We start from the raw sequence: 22,962 nt of genomic DNA on the forward strand, positions 1-22,962 counted from the left end.
TCGTGCGCGGTATTCACGACGAGAAGTGCACGCCGGAGCCGGGGCTACAGGCCCCACGTCTGACGGCCGAGTACCCGGTTCTCGTAGTGGTAGACGTTGACGCGACTCGCGGCGTAGAGCCACAGGCCGAGTGTGAGAGCGGTGTCGACGGTCGAGGGCAGCGCCAGCGCGACGACGAGGAGACCCAGCACGAGGCCGACGCCGAACACCACCAGCGCCTTCTTCCACAACCGTAGATACAGCAGATAAAAGATGCCGAACAGGAACCCGAGCAGATTCATGTTCAGCTTCATGCGCTGCCGCAGCGGCAGGGCGCGGAAGGCCGCGGTGTATTCGGGAGACGTCTTCAGCGATCCCGGGACGCCGTATGCGGCGAAGAATTCGAAGCGGAACCGCCACGTCTCGCTCAGACCCTCGAACCTGTCGGAGCCGGCTGCGGGCATGCTGAGGTCGGTCATGATCCCCCCGATCGTCGCGGTCGTTCCCCCTGAACGACCCGCAACAGTATGCACATCTGTCACGCGGGAAACACGATCGGGTGCAATCGAGTCCGACGTTGTTGTCGAGTTCTCGGCGTTTCCTCGCACACAACGTCGGACTCGCTCGGCTCCTCGTCAGGCGCCGTCGTCCATATGGCCGGAGTCGCCCAGCCACTCGTACAGTTCCGACATCGGTTGTATCTGCACCTGCTGCGTCTCGCCGAGCCATGCACCGGCGACGAGCGCGCCGAGGGTTCGCCCTCAGTTGTGGTGGAGGCCGAGCGCGCGTCGAAGGAAGTGCAGGCAGGCCGCCATCGGTGAAGTTCTACGGGACCGTCCGGAAGCGCAATACGGGCAACGGTCGGTCCTGTACCACACCAACGGTTCGACTCGGCGGACGGTCGACGACAGTGCGCATGATCAGGAAGGTGATCACCACCCCCCGCGATCGAGCGCACCAGACGGTTGACGTCCACGGCGGGTCGCCCGACACGTTCCCACCGCTGATGACGTAGGCGCCGGCGGGTCGGGCCCCGACGCCGAAGCCGCCGCCTTCACTGTTCCCAGCGTCCGCCGACGTACCACCATTTCCACCCATGCCGCCCACCTGGGGAAAGGAGGACGCATGTCCTCCATGTGGCGTCGTTCGGTGCGGTCTCGGGGGAGAATGGCGGCGGGAAGTACCCGAGATGGGAGTGACGGGGCATGAGGGCGACAGCCGAGTCGGGAGAGGCGTGGTCGGCGGAACGCCTGTTCGCGGGGCCGGGAGAATGCCTGGAACGGTTTCGGAAGACCGACTGGTCGGCCACCCCTCTGGGGCCGGTGGAGTCCTGGCCGGCGGAACTGCGCATGGCAGTGCGGACGGTATTGCCGTCCGAGGTGCCGATGCTCCTGTGGTGGGGGCCGCAGCTGGTGCAGATCTTCAACGACGCGATCATCCCCGTCCTCGGCGACAAGTACCCCGCGGCGGTCGCGCAACCGGCGCCGGAATGCTGGCACGAGGTGTGGGACGAGGTGGGCGCGCGCGTCGAACGGGCGATGGCGGGCACCGCCACCTTCGCCGAGGAAGAACTGCTGTTCATGCAGCGCCACGGCTACGAGGAAGAAACCTACTGGACCTTCTCCTACAGCCCGATCCGCGACGAGTCCGGCAAGGTCGCGGGGGTCTTCGTCGCGACCACCGACGTCACCTCACGGGTACTCGGTGAGCGTCGTCTGGAGGCTCTGAGCCGCCTGGGTACGGTGGCGATCACCGATTCGGGCCTGTCGGTGATCGACACGTGCCGGAACGCGCTGGACGCGCTCGCTCCGAGCCATCAGGACATTCCCCTGGCCGCGCTGTTCCTCGACAGCCGGGTGGTGGATCCCGATGATCCGCAACCGAACTGGAAGCAGCTCGCCGTAATGGGGACGAAGCCCGGCTTCTCGGGTGCCCTGCTCGGACCGGATGAGGACCAGCTGCTGTCGAAGGCCGCCAGGGCCTCCGAACCCTTCGTCGTCTCCGGCGTCGCCGAGCGTTCCCCGGATCTGCTCGACCCGCAGCGGGCCCTCGGCGACCATCCGATCGGCACCCTCCTCCTCGTGCCGTTGACGGCGCCGGGACACGACTTCCCGCTCGGTGTCCTCGCCGTCGGACTGAGTCCGTACCGGGTGTTCGACGCCGCGTACTCGACCTTCGTCGACCTCGTGGTCACGAAGATTTCGGGGCTGCTGCGCGATGCGTCGGCGATGGATGCCGAGCGTCGCCGGGCCGATGCGTTCGCGGCGCTGGACGCCGCCAAGACGCGGTTCTTCGAATCGATCAGCCACGAGTTCCGCACGCCGCTCACGCTGCTCCTCGGCCCGTTGCAGAGTGTGCTCGACGACGCCACGACGTTGACGGAGGCGCAGCGGCAATCGCTGGAGGCCTCCCAGCGCGCCGCGATCCGATTGCGGCGACTTGTCGACGCACTGCTCGAAGCGACGCGTGCCGAGACCGACCCGTCGAGGAAGTCCCTGGAACCGACCGATCCGGCGGCGCTCACAGCCGAATGTGTGGACCTGTTCGCCGACGTGGCGCACCGCGCGGGCCTGGACCTGCGCAGCCGGATCGCCGACGCGGCGGCCGAGCAAACCCGGCTCGATCCCCAGACGTGGGCCCACATCGTGCTGAACCTGCTCTCGAACGCGATCAAGTACACCCCTTCGGGGTCGGTCGAGGTGGATCTGGACGTCGAGGGCGATCGACTGGTCCTGAAGGTCGCCGATACGGGTCTCGGCATTCCGGAGTCGGAACTCGCCCGCGTCTTCGAACGGTTCCATCGCGTCGAGAGCGCCGGCGGACGCAGCCGGGAAGGGATCGGGCTGGGTCTGTCCCTCGTCTCGGACTGGGTCCACGCGCTCGGGGGAGAGGTAACCGTGTCCAGTGAACTCGGACGCGGCAGCACCTTCACCGTGTCCGTTCCCCGCGTCCTCGACCCGACGTCGGAGTCTCCGGCCGGAACCGTTCCGGGGGATCTGGGCGCCATGTACGTCGGCGAAGCGCAACAGTGGGACAGGGTCACTCTCGACGAGGACGAATCATTCGCGCAGGGAGAGGATGTGGATTCGTTACCGCGGATCCTCGTGATCGAGGACAACGCGGACATGCGTGACTATCTGACGCAATTGTTGCGTCGCCAGAGTTGGCACGTGGATGCGGTGGAGGACAGCGATACCGCACTCGAGCGAATCCGATCGCGACCGCCGCATCTCGTGCTGAGCGATATCATGCTCCCCGGGCGGGACGGGGTGGAGCTGCTCGAGGAGATCCGCCGCGACCCGGCGACCTCCCGTCTGCCGGTCATCCTCCTGACGGCACGTGCCGGCGCGGAGGCCACGATCGGTGGTCTGCGCACCGGCGCCGACGACTACATCACCAAACCGTTCCACCCCGATGAACTCGTCGCCCGCGTTCGCGTGAACCTCGAATTGTCGTGGCTGCGTGAGCAGATGCTCGTCGCGCGGGAACGTGAATCCGACCAGTTGAAGACGGCGTTGGAGACCCGTTCGACGCTGAGCAAGGCCGTCGGATTGATGATGGCCACGTTCAAGTGCGATGCCGACGCGGCCTTCGACAAGCTCGTCGCCTTCTCCCAGCACCGCAACGTCAAGGTGCGTGAGATCGCTGAGCAGATCGTCGGCGACTACACCGTCTCGCTCAGCGATTCGTCGAGGTAGGGCGCGATCAACGGTCCTGCGAACCGGTCGGCGCGGTGACGGATCAGGCTCCCGCGTACAACTTGTCGATCTCCTCCGCGTATTTGGCATCGATGGGCTTGCGCTTGAGCTTCATCGTCGGGGTCAGCTCGTCGCCGGAGGGTTCCCAGATCGTCGGCAGCACCGTGTACTTCTTGATCTGCTCGACCCGCGACAGCTTGCTGTTCGCCTCCTCGACCGACTTCGCGATCGATTCGAGGACCACCCGATGCCGGGTGAGTTCCTCGTGGGTGCCGCTGAGACCGTGCTGTTAGGCGAAGACGGCCAGGGCGTCGGGGTCGAGTGCGAGCAGGGCGACGTTGTAGGGGCGGTCGTTGCCGATGGCGACGGCGCCACCGAGCATCGGGCACGCGGCACGCAGGGCGCCTTCGATGTTGGTGGGCGACATGTTCTTCCCCGCCGCGTTGACGATGATCTCCTTCTTCCGGTCGATCAACCGCACGTATCCGTCCGCGTCGATCTCACCGATGTCGCCGGTGTGCAACCAACCGTCGGAATCGATTGCATCCGAGGTCTTCTCGGGGTCGTTCCGGTAGCCCTTCATCAGCAGCGGACCCGAGACGAGCAGTTCGCCGTCCTCGGCGATCCTGAGCTGCGCACACGGCACGGCCTGCCCGACGGTGCCGATGCGGATGGCACCCGGCCGATTCATCGTGACCACACACGAGGTCTCCGACATGCCCCACACCTCGGAGCACGGAATGCCGAGGGCGAGAACGAACTCGAGGACCTCCGGCGAGATCGCGGCGGCACCGGTGACAGCGGCCCGGACCTGGTCGAGGCCGAGCTTGCCGCGGATCGCGGACAGCACCAGCCTGTCGGCCACCGCGTGCTGCACCTCGAGGGTGCGGGGGACCGGTTTGCCGTCGGACTGCAGCCGGGCGCGCTTGCGTCCGACGTCGATCGCCCACAGTGCGAGTTTCTTCTTGATCGGGCTCGACTCCTCGGCGAGGGTCTTGTCGATCGCGGCCTTGAGCTTGTACCAGACCTGGGGGACGGCGCCGAAGAGCGTCGGCCGCAGGCTCGGTAGCACGGTGATGGCCTGCTTGAGGTCGTCGAGCGTGGTGATCTGCATGCCGCTGTACTGGCTCGAGTAGTGCGAGCCCCAGCGGTTGGCGATGTGCGCGTCGGGCAGATACGACAGGATCCGGTCGTCCGGGCCGGTGGGCAGATACGAGCTCGTCGCCTGGAGTTCGGCGAGCAGGTTGGCGTGGGTGAGTTCGACACCCTTCGGCGGCCCGGTGGTGCCGGAGGTGTAGATGAGGGTCAGCAGGTCGGACGGCTGCACGGCCTTCCACGAGGCCTCGAAGTCGAAGGACGGATCGGCGGCGGCCTCGAGGTCGTCGAGGGACATGGTGCCCTCCGGTTTGCCGTCGATGCACACCAGGTGCTCGACCTTCGTGTCGCCGAGCGCCTGCCGCAGAACGGGGACGAACTGTTCCTCGGCGATCATCACGCGGTTGCCGGCGTTGCCGAGCACGTACGAGATCTGTTCGGCGGTCAGTGAGTTGTAGATCGAGAACGGCACCGCGCCGAGGTGGATCGCGGCGGTGTCGAGAAGGTGGAATTCGGGCCGGTTGGTGAGCATGAGGCCGACGGTGTCCCCGCGGCTCACGCCGAGGCCGGCGAGTCCGGCGGCGAGGCGTTCGACGCGCTGCGCGTACTGACGCCAGGTGCAGGAGACGGAGTCGTCGGGGGTGCGCAGCGCGACCTTGTCGGGGTACGCCGCGGCGGTGGTCTGGAAGGCTTCGCAGAGGGTCGACGGTGAGGTGGCACGAGGGGTCATCACTGGCTCCCGAGGTCGAGTGTGGCGAAAGTGTAGGACGAAGTGCGTACATCCGTGGTCGGATTTGCCGGATTGTTGCGCCGGAATCGACAGGCGATGCAGGCAAGTGTTTGTTCCTGCTCGCCCCGGGTACCGCCGGGAGCATGACCACCGTGGATCGCATCGCGGATCCGTGGGGTTCGCGCACACCCTACGGACCCGGGCAACGCTGGCCCACCCGCGTCGACACCTATCTCGCCGACGGACTGACCGAGGACGATGTCGACAGGTGGGTGCAGTCGGCGACCATCCTGCATTCCAACGGCGACGGCCTCGACATCGCCGTCAAGGACGGGCGGATGGTGGGGGTGCGCGGACGCGCCGTCGACCGGGTCAACCACGGGCGGCTCGACCCCAAGGACCTGTTCGGCTGGCAGGCGAACCACTCGGAGGACCGGCTCACCGTGCCGTTGATCCGCCGCGACGGCAAACTCGTCGAGACCGACTGGGACACCGCGATGGATGCCGTCGCCGGTCGCACGAAACAACTGCTCGACGAGCGCGGCCCCAGCTCGGTCGGCTTCTACACCACCGGGCAGCTGTTCCTGGAGGAGTACTACACCCTCGCGCTCATCGGTCACGGTGGCATCGGCACCAACCACATGGACGGCAACACGAGGCTGTGTACAGCGACGGCGGCAGCCGCCCTCAAACAGTCCTTCGGGTGCGACGGCCAGCCCGGCTCCTACACCGACATCGATCATGCCGACGTCATCGCGCTCTACGGACACAACATGGCCGAGACGCAGACGGTGACATGGACGCGGGTCCTCGATCGGCTCGCCGGACCGAATCCGCCGGCCGTGATCTGTGTGGATCCGCGGCGGACGCCGGTCGCGCGGGCCGCGACGGTGCACCTCGCCCCGCGCCCGGGCACCAACGTCGTCCTCATGAACGGGCTGTTGCACGAGATCCTGCGACGCGGGTGGATCGATGAGAAATACATCGAGGACCACACCGTCGGATTCGACGAACTGCGCACCCAACTCGACGACTATCCCCTCGAGAAGGCCGCCGAGATTTGCGACGTCCCCATCGAGGATCTGCGGGAGACCGCTCGACTGCTCGGCACGGCGGAGCGGCTGCTCTCGACGGTCCTGCAGGGCTTCTACCAGTCCCATCAGGCCACCGCGGCTGCCGTGCAGGTGAACAACATCCATCTCGTGCGCGGCATGCTCGGTAGGCCCGGTTGCGGAGTCCTCCAGATGAACGGGCAGCCCACCGCGCAGAACACCCGCGAATGCGGCGCCGACGGCGACCTGCCGGCCTTCCGCAACTGGGCCAACGAATCGCACGTCGAGGACCTCGCCCGGGTGTGGAACATCGATCCGATGCGGATCCCGCACTACACCGCGCCGACCCACCTCATGCAGATGATGCGGTACGTCGAGGACGGCTCGATCCGCTTCCTCTACGTGAGCGGGACGAACCCGGCGGTGTCCCTGCCGGAATTGCGCCGGGTGCGTGAGATCCTCTCCCAGGACAGGCTTTTCCTCGTTGTGCAGGACATCTTCCTGTCGGAGACCGCGCAGCTGGCCGACGTCGTCCTGCCCGCTGCGACCTGGGGTGAGAAGACCGGGACGTTCACCAACACCGACCGGACCGTGCACCTGTCGGAGAAGGCCGTCGAACCACCCGGACAGGCCAGACCCGATCTCGACATCTTCGTCGACTACGCGCGCCGGATCGATCTGCGTGACAAGGACGGAGACCCGCTCGTGAAGTGGTCCACGCCCGAGGAGGCATTCGAGGCGTGGAAGGAGTGCACGGCCGGGCGGCCCTGCGACTACACGGGCATCACCTACGAAAAACTACGTGGCGGCAGCGGAATCCAGTGGCCGTGCAACGCCGACGCACCCGACGGGACCGAACGTCTCTACGAGGGCGGAAAGTTCTGGGCCGCACCGGACTACTGCGAGAACTACGGACGGGACATGGTCACCGGAGCGCCGGTCGAACCCACCGAGTACCGGGCGCTGAACCCCTTCGGCAAGGCGATCATCAAGGCGGGTGAGTATCTTCCCCCGCACGAGACGGTCTCCGACGAGTATCCCTATCTACTCACCACCGGCCGCACGCTCTACCACTTCCACACCCGCACGAAGACCGGCCGCGCCCCGCAACTGCAACGCGCGGCACCGGAGGTGTGGGTGGAGATGTCGGCGGGCGACGCCGAGCGGCACGGCTGGTCGGAGGGCGACCTGCTGCGGATCGACACCCCGCGCGGGCACGTCACCGCGCGGTTGCGGATCAGCGGGATCCGGAACGGGGTGCTGTTCCTGCCGTTCCACTACGGCTACTGGGACACCCCGGCGGGCCACGAACCGGCGCTCGAGGGGCGCGCGGCCAACGAACTGACCTTCACCGACTGGGACCCGGCGTCGAAGCAACCCCTGTTCAAGTCGGGCGCCGCGCGCGTCGAACGGGTCGCCGTCGCCGAGGGCGGGCCGTCCGCGGCACCGACCACCACCGCCTCGGCACCGGTCTCCGGCAGCGTGCCCGCCACCTCGGGTGGACCGGACGCCGAGATCACCGAGACGCTCGACGACGGAGGACCGCGATGAACAAGGTCTCCCTGGCGATCCGCGAACTGCACCGCTCGGAGAACGACCTGGCGACCGAACTGCTGCGCACGGCGGACCGGCACAAGGTCGACCACGAGATCTTCCACGTTGCGCGTGACATCGCCGGCTGGTCGCAGCAGCATGTGCGCGAACTCGCCCGCGCCGGCCACGACTACGACCTCGACCTCGACGACGAGCCTCAGGGCGTCCACGAGGTGCTCGCTGAGGTGCGGCGGAAGGGAAGCGAGATGCTCGGACGCCGACACACCCCGAGCGTCCTGCTGCTGCGGGACCTGCGCACCGTGCACCGCATGGCGGCGGGGGTCTCACTCGACTGGGAGATCCTCGCCCAGACGGCGCAGGCCCTGAGCGACCGCGAACTGCTCGCCCTCTCCGAACGCTGCCATCCGCAGACCCTGCGCCAACTGCGCTGGGCGAACGCGAAACTCGAGGAGATCGCGGCGCAGACGGTCATCACCGACTGAGCGACGGCACCGTCAGGGGCGTTCGAATCTCTCCTCGCGCCCGAGTCTGCGCAACCGGATCCACTCGCGCAGACCGGCCGGGTCGCGGCGCGTGATCAGGAAGTACCAGCCGAACCGCACCCATTCCTGGGGCAGCAACCGGCGCAGTCCCGGCTGCGACAGCAGGTAGCCGCGGTTGCGGTAGGTGAAGAAGCGCTTGGTGTCGTTGTCCGGATACTGCGTGTGCATCCGGCCGCCGAGAATCGGCTTGAACTCGTCGGCACCGTCCGGGTGCAGATAGGCCGTCTGCAGGCAGGTGCCGAACGGCAGTCCCGAGCGGACGAGACGCCGGTGCACCTCGACCTCATCGCCACGGACGAACAGGCGCAGGTCGGGCACACCCACCGCGTCGATCGCCGCGGCGGTGAAGAGCGCACCGTTGAACAGCGAGGCGATGCCGGGCAACAGGTCCTCGTCGCCGAGTTCGTGCCGCCACCGCCGCCACACCACACCGCGACGCAGCGGGAAGGCGAGGCGGTCGGGTTGCGCGATGTCGCACACGACCGGCGACACCTCGGCCAGGCCGTTGCGTTGCGCGCAGTCGAGCAGCGTCGCGAGCACGTCCGGTCCCTCTGGGCGGCCGTCGTCGTCGGCGAGCCACACCCGGTCGGCTCCCAGCGACAGCGCGTACAGGATGCCGAGGGCGAAGCCGCCTGCTCCACCGAGATTGTGCTTCGAGCCGAGATAACTCGTGGGCAGGTCCACCGCGTCGACGAGCTCACGCACCGCGTCCTCGTCGCCGTTGTCGACCACCACGAGATGGTCGAGCGGACGGGACTGCGAGGCAAGAACTTTCAGCGAATCCGCCAGCAGTTCGCGTCGGCGGTGTGTGACGACGACGCCGATGATCCGTTCGTCAGCCACCGTTCGAACCCGTCGAGGCCGCGGCGTCGGGGGCGGACTTCGCGATCCGCTCACGCTCGAGCTCGTGGAGGATCGTGCGCACGTGATCGCCGGCCTCGTCGCCCTCGTAGGCGCGCACCACGTGCTCGATGTCGCCCTGCTCGCGGATCTGGCCGTGGTCGATCCACATCGCCTGGTCGCACAGTTGGGCGAGGAACTCGTTCGAATGGCTGGCGAACACGAGGATGCCCGAGCGCGCGACGAGATCCTGCAGACGCACCCGCGCCTTCTTCATGAACTCCGCGTCGACCGCGCCGATGCCCTCGTCGAGCAGCAGGATCTCGGGATCGATGCTGGTTACCACGCCGAGCGCGACACGCACCCGCATACCGGTCGAGTAGGTGCGCAGCGGCATGTTGAGGTAGTCGCCGAGCTCGGTGAAGTCCGCGATCTCGTCGACCTTGGCCAGCATCTGCTTGCGGCTCATCCCGAGGAACATGCCGCGGATGATGATGTTCTCGTAGCCGGAGATCTCCGGGTCCATGCCGACGCCGAGGTCGAACACCGGCGCGACGCGACCCTTCACCCGAGCGTGGCCGCGCGTGGGCTCGTAGATCCCGGAGAGCAGACGCAGCAGCGTGGACTTGCCGGCACCGTTGTGGCCGACGAGCCCGACGCGGTCGCCTTCCTTCAACGACATCGTGATGTCGCGCAGAGCCTCGACGACCACGACATCGGAGTCGTTGCGGCCGATCGCCCCGCCCGCCTTACCCAGGAAGGCCTTCTTCAAGGACCGGGTCTTGGCGTCGAAGATGGGAAAGTCGACGCACGCGCCGCGCGTTTCGATGCTGACCCGACTCACGATGCTGCTCCAGACGCTGACACGGGACCCGAGCGTACCCGTCGCGCCGATACCCGAGTCCCGGGGCGTACCCGGTGGGACTACAGGTACTGGCCGGTTCCGGGGTGGGTCTGACCGGGAAACGATTGATCGTTCTGGCCGCGACCGCCCTGCGCGACGCCGGGAGGAAGCGCTCCCTGACGCATCTGCTCGAGCTGGGCACGAGCCGCCATCTGCTGAGCGAACAGCGCTGTCTGGATGCCGTGGAACAGACCTTCGAGCCAACCGACGAGCTGAGCCTGCGCGATGCGCAGCTCGGCGTCGGAGGGCACCGCGTCCTCACCGAAGGGCAGCGCGAGCCGCTCGAGTTCCTCCCGCAGATCGGGGGCGAGGCCCTGACCGAGTTCGCGGATGGACGACAGGTGGATGTCCTTGAGCCGGGTGCGGCTGGCGTCGTCGAGCGGCGCGGCCTTCACCTCTTCGAGGAGCTGTTTGATCATGGTGCCGATCCGCATGACCTTCGCCGGCTGCTCGACCATGTCGGCCAGGGATTCGCCGCCGTTCTCGGTCTTCTCCTCCTCCGGCCGGCCGTCGGCCTCCACGCGGGTCGCCTCCTCGCGGGAGACACGGATGGGCCGGCCGTCGGGGCCGATCACGAGAACCTGGTCGTTGTCCGGATGCGTCATGGCTCCATTCTCCCTTTCCCACCTCGGGGGTGCCCGGTTACCCGAGGGACCCGGAGTGCCGGGTACCCCGATCGAGCCTACCGAGAGGGCAACGCCGAGTGCAGGTACGGCGCGTCCCATTGACATCGGGACCTAGAGTGTCTGCCATGGCTTACGACGTTGCCCGGATCCGGGGGTTGATCCCCTCGCTCGGGGACGGGTGGATCCATCTCGATCCACGGGCCGGTATGCAGATCCCCGATGTGGTGTCGCGCACCGTGTCCACTGCCTTCCGCAACACGGCCGCGTCGTCGACCGGACGGCACCTGTCGTCACGTCGCAGCGCCGCGATCCTCCAGGAGGCGCGCGTCGCGGTCGCGGAACTCGTGGGTGCCGATCCGGACGGGGTCGTCCTGGGCCCGAGCCACGCGGTGTTGCTCGCCTGGCTCGCCGAAGCACTCAGTTCCCGCCTCGGGCTCGGCACCGGCATGGTGCTCTCACGGCTCGACGACGAGGCGAACATCGCTCCCTGGTTGCGGGTCGCGAGCCGCTACGGCGCGCAGGTGCGCTGGGCCGAGGTCGAGATCGAGACGTGCGAGCTGCCCACCTGGCAGTACGAGGAACTCGTCACGCCCACCACCCGGCTCGTCGCGCTCACCGCGGCGTCGTCGATCGTCGGCACCGCGCCCGACGTGCGGGTCGTCGCGGATCTCGTCCACGAGGTCGGTGGGCTCATGGTCGTCGACGCCGCGGGCGCTGCCCCCTACGCCCACGTCGACATCGACGATCTCGGCGCCGACGTCATCACCGTCGACATCGCCTCGTGGGGCGGCCCGCAGATCGGTGCGCTCGTCTTCTCCGACCCCGCGCATCTCGAACGGGTTCCGGCCATGTCGCTGAACCCGCACGCGCGCGGCGCCGAACGCCTCGAGGTGGGCGGTCACCAGTTCGGTCTGCTCGCCGGTATCCCCGCGTCCATCGACTTCATGGCCTCACTGGACGACGACGCCACCGGCTCGCGCCGCGAGCGTCTCGACATCTCGATCAGCTCGATGCAGAACTACCAGGACGTGCTGTTCGACCGTCTGATGCGACAGCTCGACAGTCTCACCGGCGTGATCGTGCTCGGCCGCGCGTCGAGCCGCGTCCCCACCCTCAGCTTCACCGTCGACGGGGTCCCGGCCGAGAAGGTCGCCGCGCATCTTGCCGACCGCCGCATCGCGACGGTGGCGAGCACCCGCGGATCGAGCCGGCTCCTCGACTCCCTCGGCGTCAGCGACGAAGGGGGAGCGGTGAGCATCGGCCTCGCCCCCTACACCACGAGCTTCGAGGTCGATCAGCTCGTCCGTGAGCTCCGCAACCTCTAGTTCCGTTCGATCCGCAGCACGACCTTCCCGACGGTCTCGGGGCTGTCGAGCAGTTCGTGCGCCTGTGCCGCCTCGGTGATCGGCAGCTCGGCGTGCACGACGGGATGGACCTTCGCCTGCTCGATGAGCGGCCACAGATCGGCGCGCACGGAGTCGATGATCGCGCTCTTGCCCGACGGCCCCGAGTCCGGACGGCCGCGCAGACCGGTCGCGATGACGTGACCGCGCTTGGCGAGCAACTTGCCGAGGTGCAGTTCACCCTTCGTGCCACCCTGCATGCCGATGACGACGAGCCGTCCGTCCGGAGCGAGGACGTCGATGTTCCGGGACAGGTACTTCGCACCCATGTTGTCGAGCACCACGTCGGCGCCACCGAAGGCAGTGCGCACCTCGGAGACGAAGTCCTGTTCGCGGTAGTCGATCGCCAGGTCGGCGCCGAGTTCGCGGCAGCGGTCGAGTTTGCCGGCCGAGGCCGTCACCGCCACCTTCGCGCCGAGCGCCTTGCCCACCTGGATGGCATGTGTGCCGATGCCTCCGCCGCCACCGTGGACGAGCAGGACGTCGCCGCGCTTCAGGCCGGCGGTCATCACGACGTTCGACCACACCGTGCACGCGATCTCGGGAAGCGACGCGGCGACCGCGATGTCCATGCCCTTCGGGACGGGCAGCAGCTGGGAGGCAGGGACCGCGACCTTCTCGGCGTAACCGCCACCGGTGAGGAGGGCACAGACCTTGTCGCCGATGTTCCAGCCCGTCACACCCTCGCCGAGTTCGGAGATCACTCCGGAGCATTCGAGGCCCAGGATGTCGCTCGCCCCCGGGGGCGGCGGGTAGAGGCCGCGCCGTTGCAGCAGGTCGGCGCGGTTGACCGCGGTCGCCGCGACATCGAGAAGTACGTGCCCGGGAGGCAGGTCCGGGTCGGGCTGCTCGGTCCACCGGAGAACTTCTGGACCACCGGGTTCGGTGGCGACGATTGCATACATGTGTTCGACGCTATCGCGTGCGGGGCAGTGAGGAGACGATCACGCCGCTCGCCGCGCGCTCACCTGCTCGAAGCTACCGTGCGGTAACCGGATCGGGCCGTCGGCATTACACTCCCGGCGTGACCAGCGAACGAGACGAACCCAAGTGGCTGACCGCAAAGGAGCAGGAGGCCTGGCGTCTCTACATGGACGGCAACAACCGTCTCATGAGCGCCCTCAGTCGGTCTCTCAACGACCGACACGACCTGTCGCTGGCGGAATATCGGATCCTGGTCATGCTCTCCGAAGCCCCCGAGGGCGCCCTGCGCATGAGCGATCTCGCCGACGGCGTGCTCTCCTCACGCAGCCGGCTCACCCATCAGATCCGGCGGATGGAGCAGGAGAAGATGGTCGTGCGCAGCTCGTGCCCCGACGACGGTCGCGGTGTGCTCGCCACCATCACCGACGAAGGCAGGCGGCGTCTGGCGGAGGCCGCCCCCACCCACGTCGACGACGTGCGCAACTACCTCATCGACCTGCTGTCGGCCGACGAGCTCGACATGCTGGCGCGGGTCTTCGCGCGCGTCGAGCACACTCTGGCCGACCGCTGAGGTCGCGAATCGGTTATGCCCTGCTTGCGCGGAGCGGTTAGGATCTGCCACGGAAGCGTGGCAGAGCGGCCGAATGCACTCGCCTTGAAAGCGAGCTTGGGTAACACCAACGGGGGTTCAAATCCCTCCGCTTCCGCCACGGAAGAGGTTCCGGAACCCGTCAGGGAGTCGGAGCCTCTTCTCGTTTCTACCGCCGGGTGGCGACCATCTTCTCCTCGAGGATCCAGGTGCGCCCCTCGTCCCCAGCTTCCGTCGAACCGTGAGAAAGCCTCGAGCTTCGGGTCGGCGACGCCGGTCAGAAGAGTGGCACCGAGAGCATTCATGCGGCCGGTGTGCCCGCGCCGTGCGGGCATGTCCCCGGTTCCCGTGGACCGATCACATCTGTCAGCTCGGTCCGGCGGACACTGCTCGTTCCACGGCCGCGGCCGCACCGTCGTGCCAGGGCTCACCGTGGCCGACGAGGACGTGCTTCGCGCCGGTGCCGGCGATGGCCGCCAGCGAGGCGAGGGCCGTCCTGCTGTCGGCGGTCGCCGCACCCGAGACGATCTGCGGACCGTGCCTGCCCGTGTACGGATCGAGGGTGACGATGGCGTCGCCGACGATCACGGTGTCGCGGTCCGGGAGATGCAGCGCACAGTGCCCGTAGGTGTGGCCGGGTGTGTGCAGGGGGACGGGGCGGCCCGGCAGGTCGAGCGGTTGGGAGTCCTGGAAGAGCGTCACGTCGTGGACCCCGCGCACCCACAGCGCACCGGCCACGGTCATCCGGGCGAGAACGGGGATGCAGGCGGGATATCGAACGGGATAGAGCAGCCGGTTGCGTTCGTGCTGGTAGCGATAGGGGTGGGCGGCGAGGAACTTCTCGTCGCGATGCGCCCATACCGGAACCCGCCACCGTTCACGCAGCCGCTTCGCCGACCCGACGTGATCGAAGTGGGCGTGCGTGAGGACGACTCCCTGCACGTCGTCGATCCGGCGACCGATGCGTGAGATCGCCTCTTCGATGCGACCAGCGGTCGCGGGTAGTCCCGTGTCGACGACGGTCACTCCGGCGTCGTCCTCGATCAGGTAGACGTTGACGTCGGCGTGCGCGAGGCGATGCACGCCCGGTGCGACATCCGTGTGGAGCATGGTGGCCCTTCGCTCGGGTGAACGTGCGGGTTCAGCTGTGTCCGTCGATCTCGTCGGCGATGAAGGCGGCCCACGACCGCACCTCGTCCTCGCCTGCGGACGGACTGAACGACCGGTAGTCGAGCGCGGCGAGTTCGGACACCAGATCCGTTGTGTCCTCGGTGCTTTCGTCGCCCACCGCGAACAACCACACGAGCTGCTGACTCAGCCCGGAGGCCCGCGACGACAACAGTTCGACGGTGTCGGGCGAGTACTCGCCGGCGTCGACCTCGCCTCCGAAGACGACGCCCTCGAACTCTTCCGACCGCTCGAGATCGGAGGTGTCACCGACGGTGACGTCGATGTCCCGCTCTCCCAGCGCGTCGGCGACGAGCCGGGCGATCTTCTGTGCCGGACCTTCGGGGCTGTCCGTGACGACGAGAACGGTCATTGTGTCTCCAGCATGTTCGGCGACTTGGGTTCACTGGTGCGTTCCCGGTCCCCGAGGGGCGGAAACATGCCCCCGGCCGTGTCAGCGGTAGACGCCGAGTGCCCGCACCCCCGGCGCCCCCGACCGGCGGACGAACTCGGAGTCGGCGAGGCGTTCGTCCGCACCGAGATCCAGCGACAGGTCGACGGTGGTGGCGAGCCGGTAGGGCTTGCTCTCGATCACGTCCCCGATCGCGCGTCGCAGTCGCGACACCTCGGCGCGGACCGACACGGCATGGTCGTCGTCCCCGTAGAGGGCCCGGCTGAGCGCTGCGACCGTCATGCCGTCCGGGCCGCGCTCGTGCAGCAACAGCAGGATCTCGGCCTGGCGTGCGGTGACGATGCTGTGCCACGAGTCGTCGTCCCCGAAGACCTCCACTGTGGGCGACGACGACACGTGCAGCACCATCCGCATGCGCGACGACGAGGCCGCGCCGCGGATCAGCCAGCCGTGCGAAAGCCGCTCGGGCACACACAGTCCCATACCGGGAACTGTCAGTGGGCGTGCGTGCCGCGGAACCGCGACCCGCTCGGCGGCGATACCGGAGGCGTGCGCGACCCAGCCGTCCTCGTCGACGAGCAGCACCGGTCCCCGCGTCGACGACAGCAACGGAGCAGCCTCGGTGCGCAGCCGTTCGAGTCGCACCTCGTGCCGTCGCCACAGTTGTGCTTCGGCGAGCCGGACGGCGGTGTCGACGAGGGCGATGATGGCCGGGTGCAGGGTCAGCGCGGGACCGCTGACGTCGACGATGCCCAGCAGGTCGCCGCGGATCGGATCGTGGATCGGCGCAGCGGTGCAGTACCAGGGATGCTGGGTCGTCTCGAAGTGTTCACCCGAGAACAACTGCACGGGCGCGGCCTCCGCGAGCGCCGTGCCGATGGCGTTCGTGCCGACGGTCGACTCCGTCCACACAGTTCCCTCCCGGAAACCGAGGGCGTCGGCGCGTGACCGGATCGGTGCCGAACCGCTGCGCCAGAGGATCACGCCGTCGGCGTCGGTCACCACCAGCAGCAGATGCGAGGCGTCGGCGACGGGTGTGATGACCTGCTCGAGATCGCCGATCACCGCGGAGAGGGCGGACGCGCGGCGACGTCGCTCGATCTCCGCGACGGGCAGCCGGCTGCGTTCGTTGGTGCCGGTGGGATCGAGGCCCGCGTCGAGCACGCGCTGCCACGAACGGGACACGAGCGGACGGGGTCGCATGGGTGACCGGGCGCCGCCGATGACCGCGTCGTGCATCCGCGTCAACTCGCGCGCGTAGCGCGACAGGTCGGTGCCGGGCGCGATCGCGCTGAACGTGGTCACGGTCTCCTCTTCGTCGTCGTCCTCGGAGCATAGGTGGCAAATGTGTGCTGCGCCACAAGTGGGGCGCCGTGCAACGTGACGCAACGCTTGCGGGGAACCGGCCACGGGGAGTGTCCTGGATCACATCACCACGGGAAAGGACTCACCATGACCGACACCCTCGACAAGCCCACGACCTCCGGCACCGCGACGCCCGACGAACGCGTCGACGCCTGGTTGCGAGCTTTCGAAACCGCCCTCGCACAGCGCGATGTCGACGCCGCTGCGGGCCTGTTCGGCACCGATTCCTTCTGGCGCGACCTGGTCGCCTTCACCTGGAACCTCAAGACCGTCGAGGGACGCGAGGGCGTCTCGGACATGCTGCACGCGCGACTCGCCGACACCGATCCCAGCGGCTTCCGCACCACCGAACCAGCGAGCGACGACGACGGCGTACTCAGCGCCTGGATCGCGTTCGAGACCGCGGTCGGTCGCGGCGTCGGCCACCTGCGTCTCAAGCGCGACGAGGAGAGCGGCCAGGACCGCGCCTTCACGCTGCTGACCACGATGCAGGAGCTGAAGGGATACGAGGAGAACAAGGGCACGCGTCGTCCCCGCGGCACGAAGCACGGCGCCGACAAGCAGAGGGTCACGTGGTCGGAGCAGCGCGAGATCGAGGAACGCGAACTCGGTTACACGCGTCAGCCCTACATCGTGATCATCGGTGGTGGTCAGGGCGGTATCGCGCTCGGTGCGCGCCTGCGTCAGCTCGGTGTTCCCGCAATCGTGCTCGACAAGCACGACCGTCCCGGCGACCAGTGGCGCAGCCGCTACAAGTCGCTGTGTCTGCACGACCCCGTCTGGTACGACCACCTGCCGTACATGCCGTTCCCCGACAACTGGCCGGTCTTCGCGCCCAAGGACAAGATCGCGGACTGGCTCGAGATGTACACGAAGGTGATGGAGGTCCCCTACTGGTCGAAGTCGGAGTGCACCTCCGCGAGCTACGACGAGGCAACGGGCGAATGGACCGTCAACGTCCTGCGCGACGGCGAACCGGTGGTCCTCCGGCCGAAGCAGCTCGTCATCGCGACCGGCATGTCGGGTAAGCCGAACATCCCCGACTTCCCCGGCATGGACCTGTTCCGCGGCGAGCAGCACCACTCCAGCGCTCACCCGGGTCCGGACGCCTACGTCGGCAAGAAGGCCGTCGTGATCGGTGCCAACAACAGTGCCCACGACATCTGCGGTGCCCTGTGGGAGGTGGGCGCCGACGTCACCATGGTGCAGCGCTCGTCGACGCACATCGTCCGGTCCGATTCGCTGATGGATCTCGGTCTCGGCGACCTGTACTCCGAGCGGGCCCTCGCCGCCGGCGTCACCACCCAGAAGGCCGACCTGACCTTCGCGTCCCTGCCGTACCGGATCATGCACGAGTTCCAGATCCCCATCTACGAGAAGATCCGCGAACGCGACGCCGAGTTCTACGACCGGCTCGAGAAGGCGGGCTTCCAGCACGACTGGGGTGACGACGGTTCGGGCCTGTTCATGAAGTACCTGCGTCGCGCATCCGGCTACTACATCGATGTCGGTGCCTCGGAACTCGTCGCGAACGGCGACATCAAGCTCGCCCACGGCAACGTCCGCGAACTCACCGAGACGTCGGTGATCCTCGAGGACGGCACCGAACTCGAGGCCGATCTCGTCGTCTACGCGACCGGCTACGGCTCGATGAACGGCTGGGTCGCCGACCTGATCTCGCAGGAGGTCGCCGACAAGGTGGGCAAGTGCTGGGGCCTGGGCTCCGACACCACCAAGGACCCCGGCCCCTGGGAGGGTGAGCAGCGCAACATGTGGAAGCCCACGCAGCAGGAGGGCCTGTGGTTCCACGGCGGCAACCTGCACCAGTCGCGGCACTACTCGCTCTACTTGGCGCTGCAACTCAAGGCGCGTTACGAGGGCCTCCCGACCCCGGTCTACGGGTTGCAGGAGGTGCACCACCTCCGCTGACCGACACAGCTCTCCCACGCGTCGCTCCCGCCGCCCGGCGGGGGCGACGCGGCCGTGGATCCTCCGATTCGTCACGAATAGGAGCGTGAATATTAGGGTCGCGTGCAGGTCCGCTTGACCAGGTACAGGTAGTGACTGTGAGATCACTGCAGGTCGTCGGGGGACGGGGAGTTCGATGGTGAAGCGACGCGCGGCGGCTGTAGCGGTGGCCCTGATGGTGCCGGTCTCCGGCACGACGATCGCCCATGCCCAACCGATCCATGCACAACCGGCGCACGTGCAGCCGGTGTCGGCCAGGATCGACCATGTCGAGCGGGTCGGCGACAGGCAGACGAAGCTGTTCGTCCACTCGGCCGCGATGAACCGGGTCGTGCCGGTGCAGGTGCTGCACCCGGCCTCGGCGGGGCCGCGCCCCACCCTCTACCTGCTCGACGGCGTCAGCGCCGGCGAGGAGTCCGAATTCCGCGAGAGCACGTGGACCCAACGCACCGACATCGCGGAGTTCTTCGCCGACAAGAACACCAACGTCGTCCTTCCCGTGGGTGGCACCGCGAGCTACTACACCGACTGGAACAACCCCGACCCCGTGCTCGGGATCAACAAGTGGGAGACCTTCCTGACTGAGGAACTACCCCCGCTGATCGACGCCGAGTTCGACGGCAACGGCACCAACGCCGTCGCGGGCCTGTCGATGGGCGCCACCGGGGCGATGTCCCTGATCACCCGCAATCCCGACCTCTACCAGGGAGTCGCGGCGCTCAGCGGTTGCTACGACACCTCCAGCGACCGCTCCCGCGACACCGTCCGCGGAACCGTCGCGTACAAGGGCGGCAACCCCGACAACATGTGGGGACCGCCCGACGACGCCCGATGGGAGGAGCACGACTCCTACCTGCACGCCGAGAAGCTGCGCGGCAAGGAGGTCTTCCTCAGCACCGGCAACGGCCTGCTCGGCCCGCACGATCTCGGCGCCGGTCAGGACGTGCTCACCGTCGGCGCGCCGCTCGAGATCGGCACCTTCGTGTGCACCGTCACCTACGACCGTCGCCTCCGCGAACTCGGTATCCCCGCGCAGGTCGTCTACCGCCCGTGGGGCACGCATTCGTGGGGCTACTGGCAGGACGACATCAAGGCCGCGTGGCCGACCCTCGCCGACGCACTCCGACTCCGCTGATCGCGCGTCGACGGCACCGTCTCAGTGGAGGCGGATGCGGTCGACAGCCGGCGGCTCCACGCGTGAGCGGGTCGCCAGATAGTTGTTGAGGGCGTCGAGATCCTTGCCCGCGCCGACCAGTCCGTGCGCTTCCGTACACACGGTGAAACCGTCTCCGCCGCCGGCCAGGAAGTTGTTCATCACGACCTTGTACACACGCTCGGGGTCGACGGCCTCGCCGTCGATCGTGATCGAACGGATCCGTTCGCCGCGCGGCGCCAGGCGGTCGAGCGTGTAGGTCAGATTGTGCGAGGGCGCCAGGATGCGTTCGACCTCCGAGCCGACCGGGCTGTCCTGAAACTGCTGCTCGAGCAGCACGTCGAGTTGGGCTCCGGTGAGGTCGAGCACCTGCAGCATGCTCCCGAAGGGCTGCACGGCGTAGGTCTCCCGGTACGAGACGGTGCCGTCGCCGGCGAGGAGGTCGCCGCGGAGTCCGCCGGGGTTCATCAGCGCGATCTGCGCGCCGAGATGCCGCGTCGCCGCGAGTTGTGCGTCGGCCACCAGATTGCCCAGCGCCGACTCTCCGCTCGGGCTCTCGCTGCGCGTGACGTCGGCGCCGATGCGCGCGATGGACCGGTTCGCGACCTCCGCCGACTTCTCGACTGCCCGGTCGACGAACTCGAGAGTGGTCGGATCCGGATCGATGTCGTGCGTGACGACCTGCGTGAACACGACGGTTCGGTCGCGCAGCACCTCCCGGCTCTGCCGGTCGATGACGAGGTCGGCGACCGACAGGATGCGCCCGTGCGAAGCACCCTGCACGACGGTGCGCGGCCTGCCCGCCGGGTCGGTGTAGGTGCAGTTGAAGTGCCGGTCGCCGTCGGAGGTGACGATGAGGTCCACGTCAGGGGAGACGGACGTCGCGATCGCCGCCGCTCCGTCGTCCCCGCTCGGACACGGATCGTCGCCGTCGATGGCCCCGATGTCGCCCTTGTAGAGCACCACGATCGAACGGACGCCGAGCGCACCGAGGCTGTCGGCGGTGCGGTTGACAGCGGCGATCTCGTCCTCGAACTGCAGTCCCGCGATCGCGTCGGGCCGGATGATGTCGGGGGTGTTGCTCGGCACGACACCGATGACGCCCACGGGCAGTCCGTCGACGTAGTCGATGCTGTAGGGGAGTGCGGCCGGTGTGCCGTCCGTCGTGGTGAGGTTGGCGCCGAGGATCGGGAAGTTCGCGCCCTCGAACGGTTCGGTGTAGAGGCACCCTTCCTTCGGGTGGCAACCGCCGTCCCGCAGTCGCTCGAGTTCGGCGTAGCCGCGGTCGAGTTCGTGGTTGCCGAGGGTCGCGGCGGTGAGATCGAGTTCGTCGAGCAGGGCGATGGTCGGCTCGTCGTGGAACAGGCCCGACTCGAGCGGCGACGAACCCCACGTGTCGCCCACGGCGTAGAGCACGGAGTTGTCGGCCTGTTCCCTGAGCTGCCGGACGTAGGCGGCGAGATAGGCCGCACCCCCCGCGAGGACCGAGACGCCGTCCGACCGGACGACCTCGCCGTGCAGTCCCTGCGGGGGCAGCAGATTTCCGTGCAGGTCGCCGAATGCGATCACCCGGAGCGGGACGGCGTTCGAGGGGATTGTGCTCGTCGGCGCGGCTCCGGCAGGTGCCGCACCACCGAAGGCGACCAGTGAGCCGACGACTGCGCAGGCCGACAGGGCGCGCCGCACCTTGCCTGCCCCCATGCAGTTCCTCCGCCACCCGACCCGATCCGACCGCCCGAGTCTGTCAGGGCCGGATCACGCCACCGATACCCAGCTATAACGGTTGGGTCTCGTCACAGGATCAGCCGATGCCGGCGAGTGCCCGTCCCTGCCCGGTTGCGAAGTCGAGGAAGAGGTCGTTCTCATGCGGGTCGCCGATCGTCACCCGGGTGCCCTCGCCCGTGAAGTTGCGGAGCACCACGCCGGCCTCCGCTGCGGCTTCGAAGAACGCGGCGGAGCGTTCACCCAGCGGCAGCCAGAGGAAGTTCGCGGCACTCGTGGGCACCGCGTAGCCGGCCTCGACGAGTGCCGCGTGGACCCGTTCCCGCTCGGCGACGACGCCCTCGGTGCGCGCGAGCAACTCGGTCGCGGCGGCGAGCGAGGCCACGGCAGCCGTCTGGGCGAGCGAGTTCACGGAGAATGGGGTGTGGACCTTGCTCAGCGCCGTCACGACGGACGGGTCGGCGACCGCGTATCCGACACGGATACCGGCGAGACCGTAGGCCTTGGAGAAGGTGCGGAGCACGACGACGTTGCGGCGACCCTCCGCGAGCTCGAGACCGTCGGCCAGATCCTCACCGGGCTCGGGGCGGACGTACTCGAAGTACGCCTCGTCGAGGGCGACGACGATGTGCTCGGGGACGGCGTCGAGGAACTGCGCGAGCTCCTCCTTGCCCAGCAGCGACCCGGTGGGATTGTTGGGATTGCACACGAAGATCAGCCGCGTGCGGTCGGTGATCGCGGCGAGCATGGCCTTCAGGTCGTGACCGTGGTCCGCGGTGTTCGGGACGCGCACGGCGGTCGCGCCGGCGACGGCCGCGATGATCGGGTACGCCTCGAACGACCGCCACGCGAAGATCACCTCGTCGCCCGCATCGCACGTGATCTGCACGAGCTCCTGGCACAGGCTCACCGATCCGCAGCCCACGGCGATCTGCTCGGTCGGGACGCCGAGTCGTTCCGACAGTGCCGCGATGAGCTCCGTCGCGCTGTTGTCGGGGTAGCGGTTGAGGCCGGCGGCAGCGTCGGCGATCGCCTCCCGGACGCTGGGGAGCGGACCGATGGTCGTCTCGTTGCTGGCGAGCTTCACCGCACCGGGGAACGAGCGGCCCGGAACGTAGGCGGGGATCGATTCGAGGTCGGGGCGGGTCCGTGGAGTCACGTGGTGATTATGCGCCCCGACGTTCGGCGCCGTGTCGGCAGGATGGCGAGTAACGCCGGTCTGCGCCTCTCTGACCAGGC

Annotated in this window: 18 protein-coding genes, 1 tRNA gene and 1 pseudogene; 9 read left to right on the forward strand and 11 right to left on the reverse strand. The window is 68.0% G+C overall.

All coding sequences use genetic code 11. From position 1 onward, the window contains the following. Positions 1 to 44: 44 nt before the first annotated feature. Positions 45 to 458 carry a DUF2628 domain-containing protein gene (locus tag ACQR3U_RS09540; protein WP_033097827.1) on the reverse strand — a complete coding sequence of 138 codons (414 nt, stop codon included), beginning with the start codon at positions 456 to 458 and terminating at the stop codon, positions 45 to 47. Between the two features lie 174 nt (positions 459 to 632). Here ACQR3U_RS09540 and ACQR3U_RS09545 point away from each other — a divergent pair, with 174 nt between their 5' ends. Continuing rightward, positions 633 to 800, forward strand: coding sequence for a hypothetical protein (locus tag ACQR3U_RS09545; protein WP_157126942.1), 168 nt, complete (start codon positions 633 to 635; stop codon positions 798 to 800). 384 nt (positions 801 to 1,184) lie between these two features. Further along, positions 1,185 to 3,677, forward strand: a complete 2,493-nt coding sequence (locus tag ACQR3U_RS09550; protein WP_230810409.1) for a response regulator — start codon at positions 1,185 to 1,187, stop codon at positions 3,675 to 3,677. A gap of 43 nt (positions 3,678 to 3,720) precedes the next feature. Here the strand turns inward: ACQR3U_RS09550 and ACQR3U_RS09555 are convergent. After that, positions 3,721 to 5,502: pseudogene (locus ACQR3U_RS09555) on the reverse strand (AMP-dependent synthetase/ligase). A gap of 143 nt (positions 5,503 to 5,645) precedes the next feature. Here ACQR3U_RS09555 and ACQR3U_RS09560 point away from each other — a divergent pair. Both ACQR3U_RS09560 and ACQR3U_RS09565 read left to right on the forward strand, forming a co-directional pair. Further along, complete coding sequence (locus tag ACQR3U_RS09560) at positions 5,646 to 8,105, forward strand: molybdopterin oxidoreductase family protein (RefSeq protein ID WP_230810410.1); 2,460 nt, start codon at positions 5,646 to 5,648, stop codon at positions 8,103 to 8,105. Beyond that, complete coding sequence (locus tag ACQR3U_RS09565) at positions 8,102 to 8,590, forward strand: hypothetical protein (RefSeq protein ID WP_006553477.1); 489 nt, start codon at positions 8,102 to 8,104, stop codon at positions 8,588 to 8,590. Before ACQR3U_RS09560 ends, ACQR3U_RS09565 begins: the two co-directional genes overlap by 4 nt. Positions 8,591 to 8,602: 12 nt before the next feature. Here the strand turns inward: ACQR3U_RS09565 and glfT1 are convergent, their stop codons facing one another. The 3 genes from glfT1 to ACQR3U_RS09580 all read right to left on the reverse strand — a co-directional run bounded on the left by glfT1 (position 8,603) and on the right by ACQR3U_RS09580 (position 10,999). Next, the gene (glfT1, locus tag ACQR3U_RS09570) at positions 8,603 to 9,493 is read right to left on the reverse strand and encodes a galactofuranosyltransferase GlfT1 (protein ID WP_016692663.1); all 891 of its coding nucleotides are present in this window, start codon (positions 9,491 to 9,493) and stop codon (positions 8,603 to 8,605) included. After that, a complete protein-coding gene (gene wzt / locus ACQR3U_RS09575) occupies positions 9,486 to 10,337 on the reverse strand; it encodes a galactan export ABC transporter ATP-binding subunit Wzt/RfbE (RefSeq protein WP_085989319.1) in 852 nt (283 codons plus the stop codon). The genes glfT1 and wzt overlap by 8 nt, the downstream gene beginning before the upstream one ends. A gap of 77 nt (positions 10,338 to 10,414) precedes the next feature. Then, positions 10,415 to 10,999 carry a bacterial proteasome activator family protein gene (locus ACQR3U_RS09580; RefSeq protein WP_230810411.1) on the reverse strand — a complete coding sequence of 195 codons (585 nt, stop codon included), beginning with the start codon at positions 10,997 to 10,999 and terminating at the stop codon, positions 10,415 to 10,417. 146 nt (positions 11,000 to 11,145) lie between these two features. Here ACQR3U_RS09580 and ACQR3U_RS09585 point away from each other — a divergent pair, with 146 nt between their 5' ends. Continuing rightward, positions 11,146 to 12,345 carry a cysteine desulfurase-like protein gene (locus tag ACQR3U_RS09585; RefSeq protein ID WP_230810412.1) on the forward strand — a complete coding sequence of 400 codons (1,200 nt, stop codon included), beginning with the start codon at positions 11,146 to 11,148 and terminating at the stop codon, positions 12,343 to 12,345. On the opposite strand, the gene ACQR3U_RS09590 is transcribed toward ACQR3U_RS09585, so the two are convergent. Next, positions 12,342 to 13,328, reverse strand: a complete 987-nt coding sequence (locus ACQR3U_RS09590) for an NAD(P)H-quinone oxidoreductase (RefSeq protein WP_230810413.1) — start codon at positions 13,326 to 13,328, stop codon at positions 12,342 to 12,344. The two genes, ACQR3U_RS09585 and ACQR3U_RS09590, sit on opposite strands and share 4 nt — an antisense overlap. A gap of 119 nt (positions 13,329 to 13,447) precedes the next feature. Between ACQR3U_RS09590 and ACQR3U_RS09595 the strand changes: the two genes are divergently transcribed. Next, complete coding sequence (locus ACQR3U_RS09595) at positions 13,448 to 13,918, forward strand: MarR family winged helix-turn-helix transcriptional regulator (RefSeq protein ID WP_006553483.1); 471 nt, start codon at positions 13,448 to 13,450, stop codon at positions 13,916 to 13,918. Positions 13,919 to 13,969: 51 nt separating this feature from the next. After that, positions 13,970 to 14,057, forward strand: a tRNA-Ser gene (locus ACQR3U_RS09600). A 245-nt stretch (positions 14,058 to 14,302) separates the two neighbouring features. On the opposite strand, the gene ACQR3U_RS09605 is transcribed toward ACQR3U_RS09600, so the two are convergent. The 3 genes from ACQR3U_RS09605 to ACQR3U_RS09615 form a co-directional block, all read right to left on the reverse strand. Continuing rightward, complete coding sequence (locus tag ACQR3U_RS09605; RefSeq protein WP_039584724.1) at positions 14,303 to 15,046, reverse strand: MBL fold metallo-hydrolase; 744 nt, start codon at positions 15,044 to 15,046, stop codon at positions 14,303 to 14,305. A gap of 31 nt (positions 15,047 to 15,077) precedes the next feature. Next, entirely contained in the window at positions 15,078 to 15,476 is a 399-nt protein-coding gene (locus ACQR3U_RS09610; RefSeq protein WP_006553498.1) for a flavodoxin domain-containing protein, read from the reverse strand. An 81-nt stretch (positions 15,477 to 15,557) separates the two neighbouring features. Then, complete coding sequence (locus tag ACQR3U_RS09615; protein ID WP_230810414.1) at positions 15,558 to 16,820, reverse strand: helix-turn-helix domain-containing protein; 1,263 nt, start codon at positions 16,818 to 16,820, stop codon at positions 15,558 to 15,560. Positions 16,821 to 16,967: 147 nt separating this feature from the next. Between ACQR3U_RS09615 and ACQR3U_RS09620 the strand changes: the two genes are divergently transcribed. Continuing rightward, positions 16,968 to 18,809 carry an NAD(P)/FAD-dependent oxidoreductase gene (locus ACQR3U_RS09620; protein ID WP_230810415.1) on the forward strand — a complete coding sequence of 614 codons (1,842 nt, stop codon included), beginning with the start codon at positions 16,968 to 16,970 and terminating at the stop codon, positions 18,807 to 18,809. A 175-nt stretch (positions 18,810 to 18,984) separates the two neighbouring features. After that, positions 18,985 to 19,983, forward strand: coding sequence for an alpha/beta hydrolase (locus ACQR3U_RS09625; protein WP_039584726.1), 999 nt, complete (start codon positions 18,985 to 18,987; stop codon positions 19,981 to 19,983). Between the two features lie 21 nt (positions 19,984 to 20,004). Here the strand turns inward: ACQR3U_RS09625 and ACQR3U_RS09630 are convergent, their stop codons facing one another. Then, the gene (locus ACQR3U_RS09630) at positions 20,005 to 21,702 is read right to left on the reverse strand and encodes a bifunctional metallophosphatase/5'-nucleotidase (protein ID WP_230810416.1); all 1,698 of its coding nucleotides are present in this window, start codon (positions 21,700 to 21,702) and stop codon (positions 20,005 to 20,007) included. A 100-nt stretch (positions 21,703 to 21,802) separates the two neighbouring features. Further along, on the reverse strand, positions 21,803 to 22,882 hold the full coding sequence (gene hisC / locus ACQR3U_RS09635; protein ID WP_230810417.1) for a histidinol-phosphate transaminase: 1,080 nt from the start codon (positions 22,880 to 22,882) through the stop codon (positions 21,803 to 21,805). Positions 22,883 to 22,962: the final 80 nt, after the last annotated feature.

Origin of the sequence: Rhodococcus sp. IEGM1339 (genome assembly GCF_050321925.1) — a bacterium.
Lineage (GTDB): Bacteria > Actinomycetota > Actinomycetes > Mycobacteriales > Mycobacteriaceae > Rhodococcus > Rhodococcus pyridinivorans.

Excerpts from the sequence above, each read along its gene's own strand:
- ACQR3U_RS09545 (WP_157126942.1), top strand. The coding sequence starts at position 633 with ATGGCCGGAGTCGCCCAGCCACTCGTACAGTTCCGACATCGGTTGTAT.
- ACQR3U_RS09630 (WP_230810416.1), bottom strand. The coding sequence starts at position 21,702 with ATGGGGGCAGGCAAGGTGCGGCGCGCCCTGTCGGCCTGCGCAGTCGTC.
- ACQR3U_RS09540 (WP_033097827.1), bottom strand. The coding sequence starts at position 458 with ATGACCGACCTCAGCATGCCCGCAGCCGGCTCCGACAGGTTCGAGGGT.
- ACQR3U_RS09585 (WP_230810412.1), top strand. The coding sequence starts at position 11,146 with ATGGCTTACGACGTTGCCCGGATCCGGGGGTTGATCCCCTCGCTCGGG.
- ACQR3U_RS09580 (WP_230810411.1), bottom strand. The coding sequence starts at position 10,999 with ATGACGCATCCGGACAACGACCAGGTTCTCGTGATCGGCCCCGACGGC.
- ACQR3U_RS09560 (WP_230810410.1), top strand. The coding sequence starts at position 5,646 with ATGACCACCGTGGATCGCATCGCGGATCCGTGGGGTTCGCGCACACCC.
- ACQR3U_RS09625 (WP_039584726.1), top strand. The coding sequence starts at position 18,985 with ATGGTGAAGCGACGCGCGGCGGCTGTAGCGGTGGCCCTGATGGTGCCG.
- ACQR3U_RS09620 (WP_230810415.1), top strand. The coding sequence starts at position 16,968 with ATGACCGACACCCTCGACAAGCCCACGACCTCCGGCACCGCGACGCCC.
- ACQR3U_RS09610 (WP_006553498.1), bottom strand. The coding sequence starts at position 15,476 with ATGACCGTTCTCGTCGTCACGGACAGCCCCGAAGGTCCGGCACAGAAG.
- ACQR3U_RS09605 (WP_039584724.1), bottom strand. The coding sequence starts at position 15,046 with ATGCTCCACACGGATGTCGCACCGGGCGTGCATCGCCTCGCGCACGCC.
- ACQR3U_RS09565 (WP_006553477.1), top strand. The coding sequence starts at position 8,102 with ATGAACAAGGTCTCCCTGGCGATCCGCGAACTGCACCGCTCGGAGAAC.
- ACQR3U_RS09550 (WP_230810409.1), top strand. The coding sequence starts at position 1,185 with ATGAGGGCGACAGCCGAGTCGGGAGAGGCGTGGTCGGCGGAACGCCTG.
- ACQR3U_RS09590 (WP_230810413.1), bottom strand. The coding sequence starts at position 13,328 with ATGTATGCAATCGTCGCCACCGAACCCGGTGGTCCAGAAGTTCTCCGG.